The sequence below is a fragment of the Neobacillus solisequens genome (assembly GCF_051233465.1).
Lineage (GTDB): Bacteria > Bacillota > Bacilli > Bacillales > Cytobacillaceae > Neobacillus.
The window spans coordinates 61,395-84,216 of the sequence record NZ_JBKFGJ010000004.1; the positions used below are offsets into that span (position 1 = coordinate 61,395).

Consider the following 22,822-nt stretch of genomic DNA (forward strand, 5'->3'; position numbering starts at 1 on the left):
AGCAAAGTTGGCATTGACAAGCATGCCCAAAAGAAGGGGTTGGTAAAATGAATGCGGACCATATAAATGATATTTTGAATAGGTTGATGTCAGGGGAACTGTCTGAGTATTATGTGAAAAACGAAGATTTTATGGTGTTTCGTGAGGTTCTTGTGAAAAGAGAGGACTTTAAGCATTTTCGCGGAATCGGACAACGAGGCGGAGATGTTTTGTACAAATATTTAAAAGAGCCCAGAAGTTAATGGAAAGGGGGCTAAAAACATGGAACAAAAGATATTACCTGCATCCGCAGATATGAAAGATTTTGAGAGGTTCTTGAAAAGTCCCTATGAAATTGGTGTATTCCTGGACATGCACATTGCCCAGTTGAAAAATGTCCATATGCTGGCAAAAATCCATGGTAAGAAAATGATTTATCATGTGGATTTGATTCATGGTATAAAAAATGATGAATACGCCACAGAATATATCTGTCAGGAATATAAACCATATGGGTTAATTTCCACCAAAAGTGGAGTTATTCAAAAGGCAAAGCAAAAAGGAGTAATGGCTGTCCAACGTTTTTTCTTAATTGACAGTCATGCCCTTGAAAAAAGCTATAAACTGATCGAGAAAACGAGACCGGATTATATCGAAGTACTGCCAGGGGCCATGCCATGGATGATAAAAGAGGTCAAAGAAAGAGTCAACATCCCTATTTTTGCAGGAGGGCTAATTAGAACTGAAGCTGAGGTCCGTAATGCATTAGATGCCGGAGCAGCGGCCATAACCACATCAAAACGCGATCTATGGGACCTTTTTCTGTGATTAAATAAATTTTTACTATAATTATATTTAAAAACTTGTTGACAACGTTTTCATGAGTTTCTATACTAGAATTAACAAGTTAATAGTTTAGTGACGGAGATAAGGAGATTCACGCAAAAAATCCAAATGAATGGATTGTTTTGCTATGAATCTCTTTTTTTTGTTGGAAATTAGCTACTATTTCCAACTGTGTCGCCAGATTTTGCTTAGAGGGCGCGCTAATAGGCAAATCCGTTAACTTGAAGTGGAGTAATCATTTTAAAAGGGGAGAGGTAAAAAAGATGACACCATTTTGGGGAGAACTGATTGGAACGATGATTCTTATAGTCTTCGGTGCAGGGATTGGCGCAGGAGCTTCGCTTAAAAAATCCTATGCCAATAATCCTGGTTGGATTGTGATTACGATTGCATGGGGGCTAGCTGTTACGATGGGCGTTTTTGCTGTAGGTTCAATAAGTGGGGCGCATTTAAATCCTGCAGTAACCGTAGCACTGGCATTAAACGGAGATTTCCCATGGGCTGATGTTCCAAGCTATATTGCAGCCCAAATGTTTGGAGCGATCCTTGGATCTGTTCTGGTATACTTACATTATTTGCCTCATTGGAAAGAGACAAATGATCCTGCCGTAAAGCTTGGTGTTTTTGCAACAAGTCCGGCGATTCCACATACGTTTTCAAATTTATTAAGTGAAATTTTTGGAACATTTATCCTTGTATTAGGATTAAACTTTATTGGGGCCAATAAGTTTACAGAAGGGTTAAATCCACTTGCAGTAGGTACGTTAATTGTTGTAATCGGTATGTCTTTGGGAGGGACAACTGGATATGCCATTAATCCGGCAAGGGATCTTGGCCCACGAATAGCACATTTCTTATTGCCAATCCCTGGTAAGGGAGGTTCCAATTGGGGATATTCCTGGATTCCAGTGGTAGGTCCTATCCTTGGGGGATGCTTAGGAGCAGTCTTCTATAAGGCAGTTTTTGTTGGAAAAATAAACGGATCACTTTGGAGTGTTGTGGGGGTCACTCTGCTTGTACTGATTCTAGCCTATTTTATTGGAAAAAAACAGACTGTAAGCGTAGACCAATCACAAAACGCGGCTTAATATAAGGTTATCAAGTTAAATGGGGGAATGTTTATGGAAAAGTATATTTTATCTCTAGATCAGGGGACAACCAGTTCTCGTGCGATCCTTTTTAATAAAAATGGGGAAATTGTTCATACAGCTCAAAAGGAATTTACGCAACTCTTTCCAAAACCAGGTTGGGTAGAGCACAATGCAAATGAAATTTGGGGTTCTATTTTATCGGTTATTGCCGAAGTGTTATCTGAAGCCGGTATAAAGCCGGATCAAATTGCTGGAATCGGTATTACCAATCAACGTGAAACAACTGTTGTTTGGGATAAGGAAACAGGAAATCCTGTCTATAATGCCATTGTGTGGCAATCCAGACAAACCAGTGAAATTTGTGATGAATTAAAAGAAAAAGGATATGATCAGCTTTTCCGGGACAAAACCGGATTGTTAATTGATGCCTATTTTTCGGGCACAAAAGTGAAATGGATCCTTGATCATGTTGAAGGCGCACGGGAGCAGGCTGAAGCTGGTAAACTATTATTCGGAACGATCGATACATGGTTAATTTGGAAGCTATCAGGTGGCAGGGCACATGTTACTGACTACTCGAATGCATCAAGGACACTAATGTTTAATATTTATGATCTAAAATGGGACGAAGAGCTACTGGATATTCTTGGGGTTCCAACATCCATGCTTCCTGAAGTTCGTCCATCCTCTGAAATCTATGCCAATACGGTTGATTACCATTTCTTTGGGAGAGAGGTTCCGATTGCCGGAGTAGCTGGAGACCAGCAGGCAGCATTATTTGGTCAGGCTTGCTTTGAAAAAGGAATGGCTAAAAATACGTACGGTACAGGCTGCTTTATGTTAATGAATACTGGTGAAAAGGCTGTCAAATCTGAACATGGTCTGTTAACAACCATTGCCTGGGGGATCAATGGCAGGGTTGAATATGCCCTTGAAGGAAGTATTTTTGTGGCAGGTTCGGCCGTTCAATGGCTTCGTGACGGGCTAAGATTAATTAAGGACGCTCCGCATACCGAAAGACTGGCTAAAAAAGTTGAATCTACAGAGGGTGTATATGTAGTACCAGCTTTTGTTGGCTTAGGTACTCCTTATTGGGATAGCGATGTTAGAGGGGCTGTATTTGGATTAACACGTGGAACATCGAAAGAACATTTTGTCCGTGCTACCCTGGAATCTTTGGCCTATCAGACCAAAGATGTGTTATCGTCCATGGAGGCAGATTCTGGAATTGAGCTAAAGACACTTCGTGTTGACGGGGGAGCCGTAAAGAATAATTTCTTAATGGATTTCCAAAGCGATATTCTTAATGTTCCAGTTGAAAGACCAATCATCAATGAAACAACTGCGCTGGGAGCAGCCTATCTAGCTGGATTGGCGGTCGGTTTTTGGCAAAGCCAAGAAGAAATTTCTCAGCAATGGGCCATTGATCAACAGTTTAATCCAAAAATGATCGAGGAAGACCGAACCAAATTATATGACGGCTGGAAAAAGGCCGTTAAAGCGGCTATGGTATTTAAATAAATATATTCAAATCGGAATACTTATGATATTATAATGATAAGTTAATATTTTGGCAGGAGATTAGGAGAGACCACAAAAACATTACCGAAGAAGGTAGTGTCTTTTGTGGTCTCTTTTTATTTGCCCTGATAAATAAATTTGCATATTAAATAATATGTTCTTTAAAACTGGGAGGAAGAGACCATGAAATTTTCAAACTTAAACCGCAATGAAATCGTTCAACAACTAAAAACTGAAGCATTTGATGTGTTAGTCATTGGAGGAGGAATCACTGGAGCCGGAATTGCCCTAGATGGACAGACAAGAGGAATGAAAATGGCTTTAGTAGAAATGCAGGATTTTGCAGCAGGAACGTCCAGCAGGTCGACAAAATTGGTTCATGGCGGACTAAGATATTTAAAACAATTCGAAGTAAAAATGGTAGCGGAAGTCGGCAAAGAAAGAGCCATTGTTTTTGAAAATGGTCCTCACGTCACTACACCAGAATGGATGCTGCTTCCTATGCATAAAGGTGGTACATTCGGCAAGTTTAGTACATCAATTGGCTTAAGAGTTTATGATTTTTTGGCAGGTGTCAAAAAATCAGAAAGACGCACCATGTTATCTATTCCAGAGACCTTAAATAAGGAGCCGTTAATCAAAAAAAATGGGCTGAAAGGCGGAGGTTATTATGTAGAATATCGAACTGATGACGCTAGATTAACAATTGAGGTTATGAAGGCTGCAGTAGAGCAAGGTACAATCGCAGCAAATTATACAAAGGTACTGAATCTTATGTATGAAAATGGCAAGGTTGTAGGTGTTTTAGTGCAGGATCTGTTGTCTGGAGAAAAATACGAAGTGCGAGCGAAAAAAATTGTAAATGCTGCAGGCCCGTGGGTTGATTCCATCCGCGAAATGGATCAATCAAAAAAAGGGAAAACCTTACAGCTTTCCAAAGGAGTCCATCTTGTAATCGATCAGTCCCGCTTCCCGCTTAAGCAGGCCGTTTATTTTGATACTCCAGATGGAAGAATGGTTTTTGCCATTCCAAGAGAAGGCAAAACATATGTAGGTACAACCGATACATTCTATAATCAAGATGCCATCAATCCAATGATGACTATAAGTGATCGAAGCTATATTATCAATGCGATTAATTACATGTTCCCGGATGTGAAAATCAATGAAAAGGATATTGAATCAAGCTGGGCAGGAGTTCGCCCACTCATCTATGAAGAAGGGAAAAATCCATCGGAAATTTCTCGGAAAGATGAAATCTGGGAATCACATTCAGGCTTAATTACCATTGCAGGTGGAAAATTAACCGGTTATCGGAAAATGGCCGAAACGGTTATAGATCTAATCGCCGGTAATTTTAATGTAGAAGATGGGAGACATTTTCCTGCTAGCAAAACCAAAAAAATGCCAATTTCTGGAGGAAATGTAGGGGGATCATCGAACTACCGGAACTTTGTTTCGAAGAATATAAATAAGGGCGTTGAATTAGGGCTAACCAATGAACAAGCTGAGCTGCTAGCTGGAACCTATGGTTCCAATATCGACCGAGTGTACCAATTGGTAAAAAACAATAAAAAAGATGCACAGTCCTTCGGAATTCCATTAGATTTATTTGCTAAACTGATCTATGGAATTGAAGAAGAAATGGTAATGACTCCAATAGATTTCTTTAATCGACGAACTGGTGCCATTTTATTCGACATTCAGACAGTAAAGAAGTCAAAGGTTCAGGTCATTAATTATTTAGCTCATAAACTAAATTGGACGGACACAGAAAAGAAAAACTATTTCAACGCACTCGAAGAGGCATTATTAGCCGCTACCATCCCGGCTGATGATCAAAAAAGTATTCCAGACGCCGTCAATGAATAAACTGCCGCTTGGCAGTTTTTTTCATATTTCATGAAAGTTTGACAATATTGTGAACAAATAGTTTGAAGTAACGACATTTCTTGTGAAATCAGTCATAATACCAAAATGAAATATTTTTTCGTTCGATATTTCACAAATAGTGATATTTTTAGTTGTCTACTAAGGACGAAAAGTGCTATTCTATCAATTGTATGAATGGAAAAACAACAACAAAGCCAAAATATGAGAAAAGCCTCCTATATTGGCTTATTTTAATTTTAAAGGAGTTTGATTTATCATGGCAGAAAAGCAATACAAAGTAATTGCCGACACAGGAATACACGCAAGACCCGCAACATTACTAGTACAAACGGCCAGTAAATTTGATTCTGAAATTAATTTAGAATATAAAGGAAAAACCGTTAACCTAAAGTCAATCATGGGCGTTATGTCACTGGGAATTGGCCAAGGTGCGGAAATTAAGATTACTGCAGAAGGCAGTGATGCTGACACAGCTCTAAGCAGCTTAGATGAAACTATGAAAAAAGAAGGACTGGCAAAATAATGGCATTCTTAAATGGGATAGCAGCTTCTAATGGTATCGCGATCGCAAAGGCATATCGGCTTGTAGAGCCAAATTTAACTTTTGATAAAAAATCTGTTGATGATGTGACAGCAGAGGTAGAACGCTTCCGTCAAGCAATCTCTAAATCCAAAACTGAACTGGAAGCAATTCGTGACCGTGCCCGTGTTGAGCTCGGTGAAGATAAAGCAGCTATTTTTGAAGCGCATCTTCTTGTCTTAAGTGACCCTGAATTAAATTCCCCAATCGAGGATAAAATCCAATCCGAAAAAGTAAATGCAGAATCAGCGTTAAAAGAAACAGCAGATATGTTTGTTATGATGTTTGAACAAATGGACAATGAGTATATGAAGGAACGTGCAGCTGATATTCGTGATGTCACAAAGCGCGTGTTATCTCACTTACTAGGCGTCCAATTACCGAACCCAAGCATGATCGCTGAAGAGGTTATTATTGTGGCAGAGGATTTAACTCCATCAGATACTGCACAATTAAACCGAGATTTTGTGAAAGGTTTTACAACTAATATTGGAGGCCGTACTTCACATTCTGCCATCATGGCACGTTCGTTGGAAATCCCTGCTGTTGTAGGAACGAAATCAGCTACTGAGGAAATCAATAATGGTGACCTTGTCATTGTTGACGGATTAAAGGGAGAAGTACATATCAATCCGACACCTGAAGTAGTGGCACAATATCGTAAAATCCATGAAGATTATGAAACTCAAAAAGCAGAATGGGCAAAATTAGTGAATGAGCCTACTGTATCTGCAGACGGTCACCATGTTGAACTAGCTGCAAACATCGGGACTCCAAATGATTTAAAAGGTGTTATTGCCAATGGTGGCGAAGCAGTTGGATTATATCGTACCGAGTTCCTTTATATGGGCAGAGACCAGCTTCCAACAGAAGAGGAACAGTTTGAGGCGTATAAAGCTGTTTTAGAAGGAATGAACGGTAAACCAGTTGTTGTCCGTACACTGGATATTGGCGGAGACAAAGAGCTCCCATATTTGGAATTACCTAAAGAAATGAATCCTTTCTTAGGCTTCCGTGCGATTCGTTTATGTTTAGAAGAGCAGGGAATCTTCAGAACACAACTGCGTGCATTGCTGCGTGCAAGCATCTATGGTAACTTAAAAATTATGTTCCCAATGATTGCAACTCTAGATGAGTTCAGGGATGCAAAAGCCATTCTTGAAGAAGAAAAACAAAACCTTCAAGCAGAAGGTCAAAAAGTATCTGACAAGATTGAACTCGGAATCATGGTAGAAATCCCTTCAACTGCGATACTTGCTGACCAATTTGCTAAAGAAGTTGACTTCTTCAGTATTGGTACCAATGATTTAATTCAATATACTATGGCTGCTGACCGTATGAATCAACGTGTATCCTATTTATATCAGCCTTACAGCCCATCTATATTAAGATTGGTTAAAATGGTTATTGATGCGGCCCATGCTGAAGGAAAATGGGCAGGAATGTGTGGAGAAATGGCAGGAGATGAAACAGCTATTCCTGTTTTACTAGGATTAGGACTTGATGAATTTTCCATGAGTGCTACTTCTATCTTAAAAGCACGTTCTTTAATCAAGAACTTGAACAAAGCAGATATGGAATCATTAGCACAAAAGGTGTTAAATATGCAAACGACTGGACAAGTTGTTGAAGCTGTTAATGCAGCAATTAAATAACGTTTTTACCTATTAAAGAACCGATTTCAATTATCGGTTCTTTTTTTCTAAGTTTTCACTCTATTTATTGTATAATATAGAATAGTGCTAAGTAGAGAGGGGTTATTATACTTATGGATTTGAATTTAAAAGGTAAAACAGCTTTAGTTGCCGCATCAAGCCAGGGATTAGGCTTTGCGATTGCCGAACAATTAGTGAGAGAAGGGGCAAACGTCATGATTTCTGGACGTGAAGAGGACAAGCTCCTGAAAAAGGTAAAGGAATTAGAAGCGATTGGACCAGGAAAGGCTGCCTTTCAGACAGCAAACATAACAAAGGTAGAGGATCTTAAACAGCTTGTTACCAAAACTGTAGAAAGATTTGGTAGTATTCAGTTACTGGTTAATAATGCAGGTGGGCCGCCCGCTGGTTCATTTGAGGACTTGAACGATGAGGCATGGCAGGCATCGTTTGAATTAAATTTATTATCCTATGTTCGCTTAATAAGAGAAGCATTACCCTACTTAAAGCAGCACGGCGGTAAAATCCTAAATATCGCTTCCTCTTCTATTAAAGAACCGATTCCGGGATTAATCCTATCGAATACTTTCCGGACTGGTATTATCGGTCTTTCCAAGACTCTTGCTTCTGAATTGGCTTCCTATAATATTTTGATAAATACTTTAGCACCTGGCAGAATTGCCACGGATCGCGTTAAACACTTAGATCAAATTAATGCTGACAGACAAGGTGTCTCCATTGAGGCCATTGAAGCACAGGTTAAAGCAGGAATACCGTTAAAGCGATATGGAACACCAGAGGAATTTGCGAGTGTCGCTGTTTTCTTATTGTCAGATGCCAATTCCTATATGACAGGAAGTGCATTTCTCGTCGACGGAGGAATGGTAAAGTCAATCTAGAACTTTTCCCCTCAATTAACCTCCATTAACGTTTATTACCAATATTTTTTGTCTATGGTAAACATATAAGGGAGGGTTAAACATGCAAAAAAATATTCGAGTAGCGTTGGTTTTGACTGTTACAATGTTAATGAGTGGCTGTGGAATGTTGATTTCAAATGAGTTAATTGTAAATAGGTATGCAGATACCTTACTAACAAAAAATAATGAACTTCAATTTCGGTTTCGGATTAATGATGAACTTTTAGAAGGAACCCAATCATTATACAAAGTAAAGATCACCATCCATGATGAAAAATTAGCTGCCGCAATTGGTAAGTCGGAAATCATTTATGGTGAAGACCAAGTACGCAACGGCGAATATTTGGATGTGGGTGAAAAAGAAGAAAAATATATTTTTATGGACCCGATACCATTAAAAAAAGATTTACACATTCATGAACTTGAGACGATGATTGAGAAGAACCATGCGGTTTCGATTGAAGTCTTTAATAATGAAGAGGTATTTGGCCGAGTTTATCTCACTAATTTTTCATCAGAACTATAGAAGAATCTTGTTGACCGGGGCCACAAGTGGTTCCGGTATTTTTTATAAAATTAGAATTATTTTTAGTGCTAAAATAAAGGCTGTGTTAGAGAGCAGTGTTGATTTTTTACACTCTGTTGATTGTAGTGGAAGGTGCGAAGACTCCTAGAAAATGCTAACGCATTTCCTTCGTGCGTGGGAGATTTCCAAGAAGAAAATCAATGTCCTGTGGGAGTACGGTTCTGGAGAGACCCCGCAGGCGGAAGCGCCGAGGAGGCTCACCGAAACGCCCACGGAAAGCGAAGCACTAGAGCGAAAATCAACAGACAAGTTTAACACAGCCAAAATAAAAAAGATTATATATATAGGGAGGATGCAAGATGCTTACGAAAGAGAATACTGTTATTGGGTTTATCGGCACAGGTGTAATGGGGAAAAGCATGGCGGAACATTTATTGAAAGCTGGATACCCGTTGGTGATTTATTCAAGAACTAAAGAAAAGGCAAATAGTTTATTGGAAAGTGGCGCGAAATGGGCCGATACTCCGAAAAAGGTTGCAGAGGAAGCAAACGTTGTATTTACCATTGTGGGTTATCCGGCAGATGTGGAAGAAGTGTATCTTGGTGAAAATGGACTAATCACAAATGGGAAAACTGGGAGTATTTTCATTGATATGACTACTTCTTCACCGACTTTAGCTATTAAAATCCATGAGGAAGCGAAAAAAAATGGTATTCAGACACTGGACGCTCCTGTTTCAGGTGGTGACATAGGGGCAAGAAATGCAACACTCTCTATTATGGTTGGTGGTGAAGAGGAAACGTTTGTTGCTGTTCAGCCACTTCTTGAGTTGCTGGGAAGTAATATCGTTCATCAAGGGAAGCCAGGCGCTGGACAGCATACAAAAATGTCAAACCAAATTGCCATTGCAACCAATATGATTGGGGTTTGTGAGGCAATCATCTATGCAGAAAAAGCTGGACTGGATCCTGAAAAAGTGCTCAAAAGTATCACCTCAGGGGCTGCCGGCAGCTGGTCATTAAGTAACCTTGCACCTAGAATGCTGCAAGGAAATTTTGAACCGGGCTTTTATATTAAGCATTTTATTAAAGATATGAAGATTGCCCTAGACGAGGCTGAACAAATGGGGATGGAGGTTCCAGGGTTAGAGCTGGCCAAATCACTTTACAGCCAGTTAGCGGAAAATGGTGAAGAAAATAGCGGCACCCAGGCACTATATAAATATTGGAAAAATTAAGTGCAACCCCTCTAGAATAAATTTCTCCTATCAAAAGGAAACTATGATTGTTACTTAGATAGGAGGAGTTTTTTATGGCAAAAAGGACTAAAAAAAATGATGCAAAACAAAAAAATAAAAAAGGTTTTGATTCTGCGGTATTAAATGAAGAATTTGCCCATGAAATGGGTTCGGCTGCAACCAATAAAATCCACAAAGACAAGGCCAAAAAGGTTAAAGCAGCAAAAAATAATGGGAAGTACGAAGGACAATAGAACCCTCACATTGTGAGGGTTCGTTTTAACTGTCTATATTTTTTATAAACTGTTCAATTCGATTAAGTCCAAGTTCAAGAGTTTCCATGGAACAGGCAAAGGAAAGGCGGAAATACCCTTCTCCATATTCAGAAAATGCGCTGCCAGGAACAACAGCCACTTTGGTTTCATGAACCAGCTTTAGGGCAAAATCAAAGCTATTTAATGAAATAGTATGTGGAATTTTAACAAAGAAATAAAAAGCGCCATCCGGTTTGACTGCTTCAAGTCCCATTGAACGTAAGCGATCATCCACATAATCTCTTCGCGATTGATACTCTTTTTTCATGGAGAGGGCATCATCAATTCCAATCGTCAAGGCTTCCAAGGCTGCTTTTTGAGCAATAGAAGTCGCGCAAGAAACATTATATTGGTGAACCTTTAACATATGTTTCGAAATGCCTTCTGGAGCAAACAAAAAGCCGATTCTCCATCCTGTCATAGAATGAGACTTTGAAAGACCGTTAATAACGATGGTCTTACTTTTTAAAAATGTGGCAATGGATTGATGTGGGCGATCATAGGTGAGCTCACTATAAATCTCATCTGCAAGAACAAATATATCTCTTTCTTGTAAATAATCGGCAATTTCTTTTAACTCTTCACCGGTAAGGCTAACCCCTGTAGGGTTTGATGGATAGGGAAGTACGATACATCGGGTCTTTTCGGTAATATAGGGTTTCATTGCTTCCAATGTAAAACGGAACTTAGTTTGGCGTATATCAACATGGATCGGAACAGCTCCCATCATACGGATAATCGGTTCATATCCAGGATAGATAGGCCCTGGCAGGATCACCTCCACCCCTTCCGACAAAATGGTTCTAAAGGCTATATCGATGGCTTCACTTGCTCCTACCGTAACAATTACTTCTGATTCGGCTTTATAATGCAAATTATATTTTTTTGCAACGAAATCACATGCAGCTTGTCTTAATTCCATGGTGCCTGCATTATGGGTATAAGAAGTAAAATCCTCATTAATAGCGTTAATTCCTGCTAGTTTTACATGTTCAGGTGTAGGGAAATCCGGTTGACCAATTGTAAATGAAATGAGGCCATCGAGGTCGGCCACCATATTAAAAAATTTACGAATTCCTGATATTTCAATCTCTTTTATTCGTTGATTAATGAAATGCTCCAACTCTTGTCCTTCCTCTCTATGCTGGTAAATTAACTATAGCGTTCTCCTAATTTTTTGAAAACTGGCTTTTGGTATCGCTGTTGATTTTTCTGATTAGGTGCCGATTGTTTTTCCAATTCGGTAAAACCTGTATATCTTTGTAATAAGGTTTTAGCTGTATTTAAAGATAGAACCGCTTTTGGATTCCTTACATGCTCATCCAATTTCCCAAGATGAGGAAGATCATGAAAATCCGATTTAGCGGGCGGGATATGGAATAAGTAGTTGCCGCATTCAACTAATACATCAGATTGCTGTTGACTGTTCCGTGGATTTTCTGAAAAATGGAGACCTATTTTTCGAGCTTTACCTTCTTCAATTAATTTTTTTAATGCTTCTTGTTTTAATTTGTATAAAAACTTGGGGTTTGGTGCCGTTTTGGCATGCCGATTCACAATAAAGACGGCTTGTGAGAGGTTATCGATGGTTAAATTCAGGTTTTTATGGGGATATTTCTGGTCGGGATTCAAAATAGAAACTCCTTTCAAATTTATAAGAATTAATTTTTATTATACCTTTTTTTCTTGAAAATAGAAACAAAGTCGCAGGAATTGAAAAATCCTTATCATTTTCGGAAGATAAGGATTTTAAAAACTCCTAAGGGTGAAGACGGTTAATTCCGGTTTTGCCATAAAGCGAAATGGAAGACGTGTTGTCCCTAACCCCCTATTGACATAAAGCATCAATGGTTTATTATTGCCGATCTTATACAGACCTTCCTGATAAATTCTTGCAAATGGCGGAATCACAAGGGCACCCAAAAAGGGAATTTTCACTTGTCCACCATGACTGTGTCCGCTCAACTGCCATTGAACCGGATATTGTGAAGCGTCATCAGCTACATCGGGAGCATGGGATAAAAGAATAGAAAATGTATTAGAAGGCACATTTTTTAATGCTAAAGGCAAATCAGGCCTACCAAGCATTCGATCATCAATTCCAGTCAAATAAATTTTACTGCTACTATCAAAGTGAATTGGAACTGATTGATTTAACAGAACAGTAAATCCAGCAGACTCCATAATGTCACGATAGATTTCTGAACCATAGCCGCCATGATCGTGATTTCCATAAATACAGTACTTTCCAAGGGGAGCATGTAATTTTTGTAAAATGGACCTCAGCTGATTAATCTGCATGAATTTGTTTGGCTCGTCCATTAAATCTCCAGTAAATAGAATAATATCTGGTGCAAAATCATTTATAGTACTCACTAATTCGTTCAATTGATGCAAATTATATTGAAAACCTAAATGGGTATCACTAAATTGAACGATTTTTTTGCCATTGAACCCAAAAGGAATGAGAGAATGGGACATCTCCAAGTGGTTGATCTCAAGCATTGAAGGCTCGATTCGATGAGCATACACATACCCTACGGAACTAATCCCCAGAAGGGTAAACATGGTACCGGCTATTCGTTTTATAAATTTTCTCCTCGTTAATGGTTTAGTCATTTTTATAATCATTCCTAATTTTATTTAGCCCAATTGTAATTGTCGTTAATTTATCTCATGTTTGCAAGAGAAAAAGGAACTTTATTAGTGTTTATTCAAAAAAAAAGGATTGATACCTAAAAAAGCAGCCTAAAATCGGCTGCAAAAAAGGAACTTTTACTTATAACTGACTGCTCTGGACTGTAAAGCATGCCAGGATGAGATGAATCGCCTTTTATCAACCTTAACATGTTTTCGTCCTGAAAGCGGGTCATTGAGATACACATAATCGGCATCATAACCAACCAGTAACACTACATGAAGATCCAGCGGTGTTTTAATTTGCTCCTTTCCGTGATTCCAAGCTTCCCAACGATCAGGAAGTCGAAAATCACCGGTGGTCCAAACAACTACAGGGAAGCCATTTGAAACATGCTGCAAAATCTGCTCAAATGGCTGTCCGGTTAAGTTGACCGCACGGCCTGGAAGCTTTTGATTAATTAAATTAATCATCGGTTTATCGAAAACAGCATATCCTGGGCGCCTCCCCGTCATATCACCGACAAAGCCACTTGCTGGATTGCCCCAATGCAGAATATCACCAGTTGGTGATTTTATAAGAGGATCCGGATCCTTTTCAATGGCGTGGTACAGATCCATTTTGTTTGTCGGTACTCCAGCATAGTGAAGCATCATTGCAAGACTGGTCACTTCACAGCCAAACTTTAATTCAGGATTTTGACTTATTAAAACCACATCAAGTAAGGTATGCCCCTTAACAGGTGACTTGGTGGAATTCTCTATTTGCTCATTAGGAACCTCTTTGTTAATCCGATGATTTAATGGTTGATCTAAACCACGTTGAGTATAACTCTTTTCTGAAGCAGTTTCATTTTTTCTATCATCCCTGAAAGGGCTTTCTACTGTAACATTTTCTAAAGGCTCCTTTGCTTCGAAATGATTACAACCAAACACAGGCAGAATGGAAGCAATTAAGCAAAGTTTTTTCAAATGAAGTACCCTCCTTAAGAAGAGCTTTCTTTATTGTGCGACGGTTTCATCCGCTCTATATTGGTATCCTGTTGGCAAATAATAAGCAGTGGTTAGGAGGGGTATGGTATAATGAGATAAATTTGAAAATGGAGGTACTTAAATGGATGCATTGGAAATCTTATCAGATTTACAGAATGTTTTTCCTTATTTCCAGCCGATTTTTAGTGCCGATGAACAGCGTGTTATAGCCTATGAGGTTTTGGGAAGATATCAATCTGATGAGGAGATCATTAGTCTAGGTCCTTTTTTTCTGGATGACCAAATTCCGGATGAATATAAATATGAGGTAGACTTAATTATCGTTAAAAGTGCTTTAGAAAAAGCATTATTGACTGATGAAGATGTTTGTTTTTTTCTGAATCGAAATGCTGAACTTCTTATGTATGAACACGGGGAGCCATTTTTACAGGAATTACTGGCATTTGAAAAAAGAGGATTGAATTTAAGTCGGATTGTATTAGAGATCTCAGAGCAAAAGTACAGTGGAAATTTGGGTCAATTCGATAATCTTTTGCAATATTACCGAACATATGGAATGAAGATTGCGATAGCTAGACTGGATAGTGAAAGCCGTATTTTTGAGCGGATTGGCAAATTGGAACCTGATATCCTTAAAATTAATTTGGAGGCACTAAAATCAACCTCAACAAGAACGAACTTTAATGATATATTATATTCACTTTCTTTACTGGCCAGAAAAATCGGTGCAACCTTGTTATTTGAGAATATTGAAATGAGTTATCAACTGCAATTTGCTTGGAAGAATGGTGGCCGCTATTATCAAGGTTTTTATTTACACCCGCCAGAGGCTGATTTTATTGATCGTGATTTTTTAAAATGTCGATTAAAGGAAAAGTATCATGATTTTATTTCCTATGAGAAAAAAAAGCTGGAAACCGTTTATCTAACTGCTGAATTTTTTCAAAATAAAGTCCAGGAAATTATTATGAAAAACAAAAAGGCTAATTATGAAGACTTGCTTCAAGTTATTGGAAAGGAAATGGATCAAATAGCCTTTCGAATGTATATATGTGATGAGGATGGGTTTCAAAAATCAGCAAACTTGTATAAGGGAAAAGAAGGTTGGTATTCACAAGAGGAATATCTCCATAAAAATTGGAGTTGGCGTCCCTATTTTTTAGAGAATATTATAAAGATGCGAAATGAACGTAAGGGTATTTTATCTGATTTATACTGCGATATTGAAACGGGAGAAAACATCCGGACATTTTCATTCCCGATTAATGGAGAGGATTATCTCTTTTTTGATATTTCCTATCAATATCTTTTTGAACATGATCAGTTATTGTAATAATTCACCTGTATAGAATATGGATGCCCGTGGCAATTTAAGGGTAACTTTTTGATGTTGAGAGGAGTTATACTCATGAATCTTTTTGAAATGACTATTGCCATTCTCATTGCAGGCATTCTTGCGATTTCGCTTATCTATACTCTTGCTGTTGGCAGACAACAAAAAACAGTTGAAGGTGAGATGGATACCCAATTGGCAAAGCCAATTCAGAAAAATGTTTATATAAAAAATCCAATTTTCCTGTCTTATGGAATCTTTTTTGCCTTGGTTTTATTTATCATCCTGTTTATTGCGGTTACTTTTTATTAATGGTCTCGAGCGTAATTGGAGGCCATTTTTTGTTTTTTGATGAAAAAAAAAGGCTTTTTCTTAAATTTTGTTTGGACAAATAGATACTGTTAATTTATTCTTTTTATATTGGCATCTAAACGAATGGTGTTTCCATATGGTGGAAATGCTCCTTTTGGATAGAATATTGCCAAATAGGAAACCTAAAAGTAGAAAGCTTGTTTTTGGTTGAAAGGAGTAGGAGCAAATGTCACAGCTTCAAGGAATATTAACAAGGTTAAAAAACCTTCAAGAACAATCTAATAATGGTGAACCCACTCAGCGGTATTTCGAGGTTAATGGAGATAGAAAATGTCAGGTAACTTATCATCCAAAAACTGAGACATATGAGTTAGAAGTGTATTTCGAAAAAGAAAAACCAAAACGTTATCAATTTGATAATATTGATATGATTACCATTGAAATTTTTGACTTAATCCAATAGGGACCTTTTAGGTTCCTTTTTTTCATATCATTACATTATACATACCAACTTGAACTATGATAGAATAATCATGAAATAAATCATACATGAGGAGTTTTCGGAGATGATCAATCTTCCAAGCGGGGAATTTTTGAAATTAACGATTAAAGAACTAATGATTCCATCTGAGCGGGTTGCACATGTACAAGTGGGGAATAATCTTGAGCATGCCTTATTGGTATTAACAAAAAGCGGATATACAGCCATACCTGTCTTAGATCCTCACTATAAGCTACATGGGTTAATAAGCACTCCAATCATAATGGATTCCATTCTCGGGCTTGAAAGAATTGAGTTTGAGCAGCTTGAAAAAAAACGAGTGGAAGAGGTTATGAAACAATCTATACCTCGGGTCACTTTGTCTACTCCCATTAATAAGTGCTTAGAATTATTAGTTTCTCAACCTTTTCTTTGTGTGGAAACGGATGATGGATTTTTTGAAGGTATTTTACCAAGAAGTACTGTGCTAAACCAGATCAATGGATTGTTGAGAAGAATGAATGGTAAATAAATCTAAGCAGCTCCCGTTATGGGGGCTGTATTTTTGAACAAAAGGTTCTGAGGGGGTGGATGTATGGTAGAAGTAAGCAATCAAGGAGCAATGGGAGCACCCAGAAAGCAAACAAAAAGGCCTTTTGTATTGGCTGCAGTTATGTTGGCTATGTTTATGGGCGCCATTGAAGCAACCATCGTTTCGACGGCTATGCCAGCCATTGTTGCAGATTTAGGGGGATTTAAACTTTATAGTTGGGTCTTTTCAGCCTACCTTTTAATGAACTCTGTTACAGTATTGATATACGGAAAACTTTCAGACCTTTTTGGAAGGAAGCCTATTCTTACAATTGGAATCAGTTTCTTTTTAATAGGATCCATTCTTTGCGGGTTTGCCTCTTCCATGAAAATGCTGATTGTTTTTCGGTTAATTCAAGGATTTGGGGCAGGGGCGGTTACCCCAATTGCCACTACGATTGTTGGTGACATATACAATACGGAGGAAAGAGCCAAGATTCAAGGTTATTTATCGAGTGTGTGGGGAATTTCTGCAGTTACAGGGCCTGCAATTGGAGGGTTGCTTGTTCAATACGTTAGCTGGAGATATGTGTTTTGGATTAATGTCCCGTTAGGAATATTATCTTTAATTGGCTTATGGATGTTTTTACATGAAAATATCAGAAAGAAGCTGCATGAAATAGATTATATAGGGGCAGTGCTGATCACGATTGCCATTTCTTCAATCATGTTTGTCCTGGTCGAAGGGGGAGTTCACTGGTCGTGGGGCTCTTGGCAGATCATAGGTTTACTTGCAGCAGTGGTTCTTTCATTAATTGGGTTTATTTATCAAGAGGGTCGGGCAAAAGAGCCGATTATGCCGTTTTCAATCTGGAGACAGAAATCTATTTTTATTGCGAACATAACCTCGTTAACAACAGGTATCATGTTAATTGGTATTTCTAGCTTTTTACCAACGTTTGTACAGGGAGTAATGGAGCAACCCCCTATCATTGCTGGTTTTACTTTAACAACTATGTCAATTGGTTGGCCAATTGCCTCGGCACTCTCCGGGAAAATGCTTAACACAATTGGATATCGAAAAACTTCCTTGATTGGTGGCGTATTCTTAATCATTGGCAGTGTAACGTTCGTAACAATGACCGCTTCGGTTGGTCCGGTCTGGGCAGCGACTGGTTCTTTTTTCATAGGTGTTGGTATGGGACTAACCTCTACTGCTTTTATTGTTTCAATTCAGAGCACGGTTAGCTGGGAGCAGCGGGGAATTGCCACCGCAGCTAATATGTTTATGCGAAATTTGGGAAATACCATTGGTGCAGCTTTGCTTGGAGGAATATTAAATAATCGATTAACTCAATATTTAAGTCAGCATGATCGGTCACTGACCGTCAATGACACAAATCTTCTCCTAAAAGTAGCTGATCGGGAAAAACTGTCAAATGCAATCCGAAATATCTTGCAGGACGGTTTGACCCTTTCCTTGCATTATGTATATGACGTAGTCCTTGCTTTTTCTGTTTTAAGCTTATTTCTAATCTTATTTATACCGAAATCAAACAACAGCTCTGTGTGATGATCACAGGGCTTATTTAGAAGGTGTCAACATGTCCTCGCTATCTGAATTTCAATTATTATCTGTTTTGGCTCAGGAAATGAATATGAGAAAGGCTTCTGAGCGTTTATTTGTATCACAGCCCGCCCTTTCTCAACGGCTTCAAACAATAGAGAAAGAATGGGGAGCAAAATTGTTTATTCGCTCACAAAAAGGGCTATCTCTTACCCCTGCGGGAGAGCATGTAATCGGTTTTGTTAATGAAGTGCTTAAAAAGCAAGAAAAAGTCCGTGAAACAATTTATTCCCTGCATGAAGGCGTTTCAGGTACGTTAAAAATAGCTGTTGCTTCTATTGTTGGACAAAACTGGCTGCCACAAGTGTTGAAAAAATTTATTGATAAATATCCACAGGTGAAAATATCATTAGTAACAGGTTGGAGCAGTGAAATTTTGCATTCCTTATATGAGGATCAAGTACATGTTGGTATTATTCGTGGTACTCCAGATTGGAAGGGGGTAAAGGTCCATTTATTTCATGACCCGCTTTATTTGGTGGATCGGGAAATTACCCGCCCTGAGGAGGTATTGGAAATAGATCGGCCGTTTATCCAATTTAAAAGTGATTCAAGCTATTATCAGGAGATACAGGATTGGTGGATGATGAACTTTCACACATCACCAAAACGTACAGTTGTGGTTGACCAAATTGAAACATGCAAACAAATGGCATTTAACGGAATTGGCTATGCGATCCTGCCTGGCATAACCATAACGAAGGCAGAAAAAGGGATTTTTAAGATTCCGTTGGTTAATGAAAAAAATGAGCCACTTAAACGTGATACATGGCTGCTTGGTTATGAATCTGCATTCCAATTAAAACAGGTACAAGCCTTTGTTGAGGTGGTGAAAGAGCATATATCCGATTCTGATTAATCCAGTGCTTTTTCTCTTGTTTTCATTGCTTTTGTCTGATAAAGTATTTTTTAGTACATAATAGGGGGTATTTATATAATGGATGCATACGAAATTATTTCCTTTATCCAAAATAGTAAAAAAACAACTCCGGTTAAGGTATATGTAAAAGGCGACCTATCAGGGATTGACTTTGGTGCCGATACAAAAACCTTCATAAATGGCTCTACTGGCGTTGTTTTTGGAGAATGGTCTGAGATTCATGCAATTCTAGAAGAGAATAAAGCGAAAATTGAAGATTATGTGATTGAAAATGATCGTCGTAATTCTGCCATTCCTTTATTGGATACAAAAAATATTAATGCTCGTATTGAGCCGGGTGTCATCATTCGTGACCAGGTAGAAATCGGTGATAATGCTGTCATTATGATGGGGGCAGTTATCAATATTGGTGCCGTTATCGGTGAAAAAACAATGATCGATATGGGCGTCGTACTTGGTGGAAGAGCAACTGTAGGAAACAACTGTCATATCGGGGCTGGAACTGTCTTAGCAGGTGTGATTGAGCCTCCTTCAGCTAAGCCGGTTATTGTGGAGGATGATGTTTTGATTGGAGCTAATGCAGTCGTTCTTGAAGGGGTTACGATCGGAAAAGGTTCGGTTGTTGCAGCTGGAGCAGTTGTAACTCAAGATGTAGCTCCTTACACAGTTGTGGCTGGTACACCGGCTAGAAAAATTAAAGACATTGATGAAAAAACCAAGTCTAAAACTGAAATCATGCAGGAACTTAGACAATTATAAGATCGTAGAAGCGTGGCATTGTCCACGCTTCTTTAATATAAAGGAGAAAATCAAGATGAATCCATTTATTAAAATACGCCGTGACCTTCATCAAATTCCAGAGCTGGGCTTTAAGGAATTTAAGACACAGAGTTATTTATTAGAGTACATCCAATCATTGTCACAGGATCGTCTTTCGATAAAAAAATGGAAAACGGGTCTTCTTGTAAAGGTAAACGGGTTAAATCCCATACAAATCATTGGCTATAGAACAGATATTGATGGTCTTCCGATAACCGAAGAAACCGGACTGCCGTTCTCCTCTGAAGATGATTCAAGGATGCATGCGTGTGGTCATGATGTTCATATGAGTATTGCATTGGGTATTTTGACGCACTTGGTTGAGAATCCAATTGATGATGATGTACTGTTTATTTTTCAACCGGCAGAGGAAGGCCCAGGTGGTGCAGAACCAATGCTAAGATCGGCAGAAATGCAAGACTGGATGCCCGATCTAATATTTGCGCTGCACATTGCTCCGGAATACCCAGTGGGTACAATTGCCATAAAAGAAGGATTGTTATTTGCGAACACATCCGAGCTATTCATTGATTTAAAAGGAAAAGGTGGACATGCTGCCTACCCCCATCAGACCAATGATATGGTTATTGCTGCCTGTACATTAGTGAATCAATTGCAGACAGTCATTTCCCGGAATGTGAATCCCCTTGATAGTGCCGTTATAACGATTGGAAAAATTACCGGAGGAACAGTACAAAATATTATTGCTGAAAAGGCGAGATTAGAGGGGACCATACGAACCTTATCTCCTGAATCAATGGCTAAGGTAAAACACCGGATTGAGGCACTAGTTAAAGGCATCGAGACAGGGTTTGAGTGTGAAACAATTATTGATTATGGTTGTATGTATTATCAAGTCTATAACTCAGAACCTATTACGAAGGAATTCATGGAGTTTATTAGACATGAAACGGACTTCGAGCTGATTGAATGTACGGAAGCTATGACTGGTGAGGATTTCGGATATATGCTAAAAGAAATTCCAGGATTTATGTTTTGGTTAGGTGTTGATTCTCCTTTTGGATTACACCATTCCAAACTAACCCCGGATGAAAAATCAATAGATGTTGCTATAACCGTCATGACCAAATTTATGTCTATTAAAGGGAAACGTGTTTAAGTTCTTAGGAGGGAAAAACGGGTGAAATTGCGTGAATCTATGCCTGAATTAACCGGTGCTACTGAATGGCTAAATGGTGAGGTGACCAGAGATCAATTAGTGGGGGAAAAGCCTACTCTTTTTCATTTTTGGTCCATCAGCTGCCATCTTTGTAAAAAAGACATGCCTCAAATAAATCAGTTTCGGGACAATTTTAAAGACCGATTACAGGTAGTGGCAGTTCATATGCCAAGATCAGAGCAGGATTTAAATATGGAAGAAATCAAACAAGTAGCTGACGAGCATGATCTTACTCAGCCTATTTTTATTGATAATGAACGGAGATTAACTGCTGCTTTTGAAAATCAATACGTACCAGCTTACTATCTCTTTGATAAAGATGGGAATCTTCGTCATTATCAAGTTGGTAGCTGTGGGAAAATGCTGGAAAAGCGTGTATTACGGGTTATCGATGAAATGGAAAAGGCATAAAGAATAATGAAAACTGTCCGTACACTTTGACGGGCGGTTTTTTTAATATCAAGATTTCCTGCTTTTTTGTAACCTTATACCCTTATAGTCGTCCGTATAAATAAATATGGAAATTTATTCAAGGGGTGATTGAGGATGTGGAAACAGAGAAATTTTATCATAATGTCTATATTGATTTTTGTACTGGTCTTAACAGGTTGCAGTTCAACAAAAAATGAGGAAAGTAAAGTCGCTATGGATTCTGCAAAAAGTGAGAGCAGTGGAAAAATAGCTTTAAATTCAAAAGAATTGGACAATACAAAAAACGATTCAGACTCCGTAAAAATAGACCTTCCTACTAAAAAGGTGATCTATCAAGCACAGTTACACCTACGGGTAAAAAGGTTTGATCGGACGATCAGCAATTTAGAAGAAAAAGCTCAATCTTACGGCGGATACATTGCTGAATCAACTGTAGCCAGAGAAGGGAAGGAACAAATAACAGGCAGTATGACAATCAGAATTCCCCAGAAAAACTTTCAAAGCTTTTTACATGATGCAGAAGGTCAATCGGCCGAAGTACTTTCACGGAATATTACCGGGCAGGATGTAACCGAGGAATTTGTCGATCTGGAATCGCGCTTAAAATCAAAACGAACAGTAGAAGAACGTTTACTTTCGTTTATGAAAAATGCCACAAAAACTGAAGATTTATTAAAAATTTCTGCAGATCTGGCAGCCGTTCAAGAGGAAATTGAAACAATTGAAGGAAGAATGAAATTTCTTGAAAATCAAACGGACTTTTCGACCATTACCATAACTTTATACGAAAACAAAGTGGTTGTGCCAAATCTAGATGATGATCAACTTAACACATGGGATAAGACGAAAAAACAATTTATGAAAAGTACAAACCTGTTATTAGTCGGAATGTCCGATATAGTCGTTTTTATTTTCGGCAATTTGCCTATCCTGGCGATATTGATCTTTATTGCAGTATGGGTGATTCTTTATTATAAAAAAAAGAAACGAAAACAGCACGAATAATAATACAATTAAACTCTATATATTTAGAC

25 protein-coding genes are annotated in these 22,822 nt (G+C 38.4%); 21 read left to right on the forward strand and 4 right to left on the reverse strand.

The window, feature by feature from the left end:
- Window positions 1-47 precede the first annotated feature (47 nt).
- From ACI3K6_RS06055 to ACI3K6_RS06105, 11 genes are all read left to right on the forward strand, one after another.
- Window positions 48-242, forward strand: a complete 195-nt coding sequence (locus ACI3K6_RS06055) for a hypothetical protein (RefSeq protein ID WP_335482355.1) — start codon at window positions 48-50, stop codon at window positions 240-242.
- A gap of 19 nt (window positions 243-261) precedes the next feature.
- Window positions 262-807 carry a glycerol-3-phosphate responsive antiterminator gene (locus ACI3K6_RS06060; protein WP_335482353.1) on the forward strand — a complete coding sequence of 182 codons (546 nt, stop codon included), beginning with the start codon at window positions 262-264 and terminating at the stop codon, window positions 805-807.
- Between the two features lie 281 nt (window positions 808-1,088).
- Window positions 1,089-1,913: an MIP/aquaporin family protein gene (locus ACI3K6_RS06065; RefSeq protein ID WP_435554130.1), complete on the forward strand. Its 825-nt coding sequence runs from the start codon at window positions 1,089-1,091 to the stop codon at window positions 1,911-1,913.
- A 33-nt stretch (window positions 1,914-1,946) separates the two neighbouring features.
- A complete protein-coding gene (gene glpK / locus ACI3K6_RS06070; protein WP_435554131.1) occupies window positions 1,947-3,437 on the forward strand; it encodes a glycerol kinase GlpK in 1,491 nt (496 codons plus the stop codon).
- A gap of 183 nt (window positions 3,438-3,620) precedes the next feature.
- Window positions 3,621-5,309 carry a glycerol-3-phosphate dehydrogenase/oxidase gene (locus ACI3K6_RS06075; protein WP_435554132.1) on the forward strand — a complete coding sequence of 563 codons (1,689 nt, stop codon included), beginning with the start codon at window positions 3,621-3,623 and terminating at the stop codon, window positions 5,307-5,309.
- A gap of 277 nt (window positions 5,310-5,586) precedes the next feature.
- On the forward strand, window positions 5,587-5,853 hold the full coding sequence (locus tag ACI3K6_RS06080; RefSeq protein WP_335482546.1) for a phosphocarrier protein HPr: 267 nt from the start codon (window positions 5,587-5,589) through the stop codon (window positions 5,851-5,853).
- The gene (gene ptsP / locus ACI3K6_RS06085; RefSeq protein WP_435554133.1) at window positions 5,853-7,565 is read left to right on the forward strand and encodes a phosphoenolpyruvate--protein phosphotransferase; all 1,713 of its coding nucleotides are present in this window, start codon (window positions 5,853-5,855) and stop codon (window positions 7,563-7,565) included. Before ACI3K6_RS06080 ends, ptsP begins: the two co-directional genes overlap by 1 nt.
- A 113-nt stretch (window positions 7,566-7,678) precedes the next feature.
- Window positions 7,679-8,464 carry an SDR family oxidoreductase gene (locus tag ACI3K6_RS06090; protein ID WP_335481463.1) on the forward strand — a complete coding sequence of 262 codons (786 nt, stop codon included), beginning with the start codon at window positions 7,679-7,681 and terminating at the stop codon, window positions 8,462-8,464.
- Between the two features lie 82 nt (window positions 8,465-8,546).
- Complete coding sequence (locus ACI3K6_RS06095; protein ID WP_435554134.1) at window positions 8,547-9,011, forward strand: hypothetical protein; 465 nt, start codon at window positions 8,547-8,549, stop codon at window positions 9,009-9,011.
- A 359-nt stretch (window positions 9,012-9,370) separates the two neighbouring features.
- Window positions 9,371-10,249, forward strand: a complete 879-nt coding sequence (locus ACI3K6_RS06100) for an NAD(P)-dependent oxidoreductase (RefSeq protein WP_435554135.1) — start codon at window positions 9,371-9,373, stop codon at window positions 10,247-10,249.
- A 74-nt stretch (window positions 10,250-10,323) separates the two neighbouring features.
- Complete coding sequence (locus ACI3K6_RS06105) at window positions 10,324-10,503, forward strand: hypothetical protein (RefSeq protein ID WP_335481469.1); 180 nt, start codon at window positions 10,324-10,326, stop codon at window positions 10,501-10,503.
- A gap of 25 nt (window positions 10,504-10,528) precedes the next feature.
- Here ACI3K6_RS06105 and ACI3K6_RS06110 read toward each other — a convergent pair whose 3' ends face one another.
- From ACI3K6_RS06110 to ACI3K6_RS06125, 4 genes are all read right to left on the reverse strand, one after another.
- Entirely contained in the window at window positions 10,529-11,686 is a 1,158-nt protein-coding gene (locus tag ACI3K6_RS06110; protein ID WP_435554136.1) for an aminotransferase A, read from the reverse strand.
- Window positions 11,687-11,715: 29 nt separating this feature from the next.
- A complete protein-coding gene (locus ACI3K6_RS06115) occupies window positions 11,716-12,195 on the reverse strand; it encodes a YkyB family protein (RefSeq protein WP_435554137.1) in 480 nt (159 codons plus the stop codon).
- 117 nt (window positions 12,196-12,312) lie between these two features.
- Window positions 12,313-13,182 carry a metallophosphoesterase gene (locus ACI3K6_RS06120; RefSeq protein ID WP_435554138.1) on the reverse strand — a complete coding sequence of 290 codons (870 nt, stop codon included), beginning with the start codon at window positions 13,180-13,182 and terminating at the stop codon, window positions 12,313-12,315.
- A 156-nt stretch (window positions 13,183-13,338) separates the two neighbouring features.
- The gene (locus tag ACI3K6_RS06125) at window positions 13,339-14,172 is read right to left on the reverse strand and encodes a C39 family peptidase (RefSeq protein WP_435554139.1); all 834 of its coding nucleotides are present in this window, start codon (window positions 14,170-14,172) and stop codon (window positions 13,339-13,341) included.
- A gap of 142 nt (window positions 14,173-14,314) precedes the next feature.
- Here ACI3K6_RS06125 and ACI3K6_RS06130 point away from each other — a divergent pair, with 142 nt between their 5' ends.
- The 10 genes from ACI3K6_RS06130 (at window position 14,315) to ACI3K6_RS06175 (ending at window position 22,793) form a co-directional block, all read left to right on the forward strand.
- A complete protein-coding gene (locus tag ACI3K6_RS06130) occupies window positions 14,315-15,526 on the forward strand; it encodes an EAL domain-containing protein (RefSeq protein ID WP_335481479.1) in 1,212 nt (403 codons plus the stop codon).
- A 75-nt stretch (window positions 15,527-15,601) separates the two neighbouring features.
- Window positions 15,602-15,838, forward strand: a complete 237-nt coding sequence (locus ACI3K6_RS06135) for a hypothetical protein (protein ID WP_335481481.1) — start codon at window positions 15,602-15,604, stop codon at window positions 15,836-15,838.
- Window positions 15,839-16,064: 226 nt separating this feature from the next.
- Window positions 16,065-16,301, forward strand: a complete 237-nt coding sequence (locus ACI3K6_RS06140) for a YkuJ family protein (RefSeq protein ID WP_335481483.1) — start codon at window positions 16,065-16,067, stop codon at window positions 16,299-16,301.
- 103 nt (window positions 16,302-16,404) lie between these two features.
- A complete protein-coding gene (cbpB, locus tag ACI3K6_RS06145; RefSeq protein ID WP_335481485.1) occupies window positions 16,405-16,851 on the forward strand; it encodes a cyclic-di-AMP-binding protein CbpB in 447 nt (148 codons plus the stop codon).
- A 63-nt stretch (window positions 16,852-16,914) separates the two neighbouring features.
- Window positions 16,915-18,423 carry an MDR family MFS transporter gene (locus ACI3K6_RS06150; RefSeq protein WP_435554140.1) on the forward strand — a complete coding sequence of 503 codons (1,509 nt, stop codon included), beginning with the start codon at window positions 16,915-16,917 and terminating at the stop codon, window positions 18,421-18,423.
- A gap of 31 nt (window positions 18,424-18,454) precedes the next feature.
- On the forward strand, window positions 18,455-19,336 hold the full coding sequence (locus tag ACI3K6_RS06155) for a LysR family transcriptional regulator (RefSeq protein ID WP_335481489.1): 882 nt from the start codon (window positions 18,455-18,457) through the stop codon (window positions 19,334-19,336).
- A 69-nt stretch (window positions 19,337-19,405) separates the two neighbouring features.
- A complete protein-coding gene (gene dapD / locus ACI3K6_RS06160; RefSeq protein ID WP_435554253.1) occupies window positions 19,406-20,116 on the forward strand; it encodes a 2,3,4,5-tetrahydropyridine-2,6-dicarboxylate N-acetyltransferase in 711 nt (236 codons plus the stop codon).
- Between the two features lie 49 nt (window positions 20,117-20,165).
- Window positions 20,166-21,296 carry an N-acetyldiaminopimelate deacetylase gene (locus ACI3K6_RS06165; RefSeq protein ID WP_435554254.1) on the forward strand — a complete coding sequence of 377 codons (1,131 nt, stop codon included), beginning with the start codon at window positions 20,166-20,168 and terminating at the stop codon, window positions 21,294-21,296.
- A gap of 21 nt (window positions 21,297-21,317) precedes the next feature.
- Complete coding sequence (locus ACI3K6_RS06170; RefSeq protein WP_435554141.1) at window positions 21,318-21,767, forward strand: TlpA disulfide reductase family protein; 450 nt, start codon at window positions 21,318-21,320, stop codon at window positions 21,765-21,767.
- A gap of 135 nt (window positions 21,768-21,902) precedes the next feature.
- Complete coding sequence (locus ACI3K6_RS06175) at window positions 21,903-22,793, forward strand: DUF4349 domain-containing protein (RefSeq protein WP_435554142.1); 891 nt, start codon at window positions 21,903-21,905, stop codon at window positions 22,791-22,793.
- The last annotated feature ends 29 nt before the right edge of the window (window positions 22,794-22,822 follow it).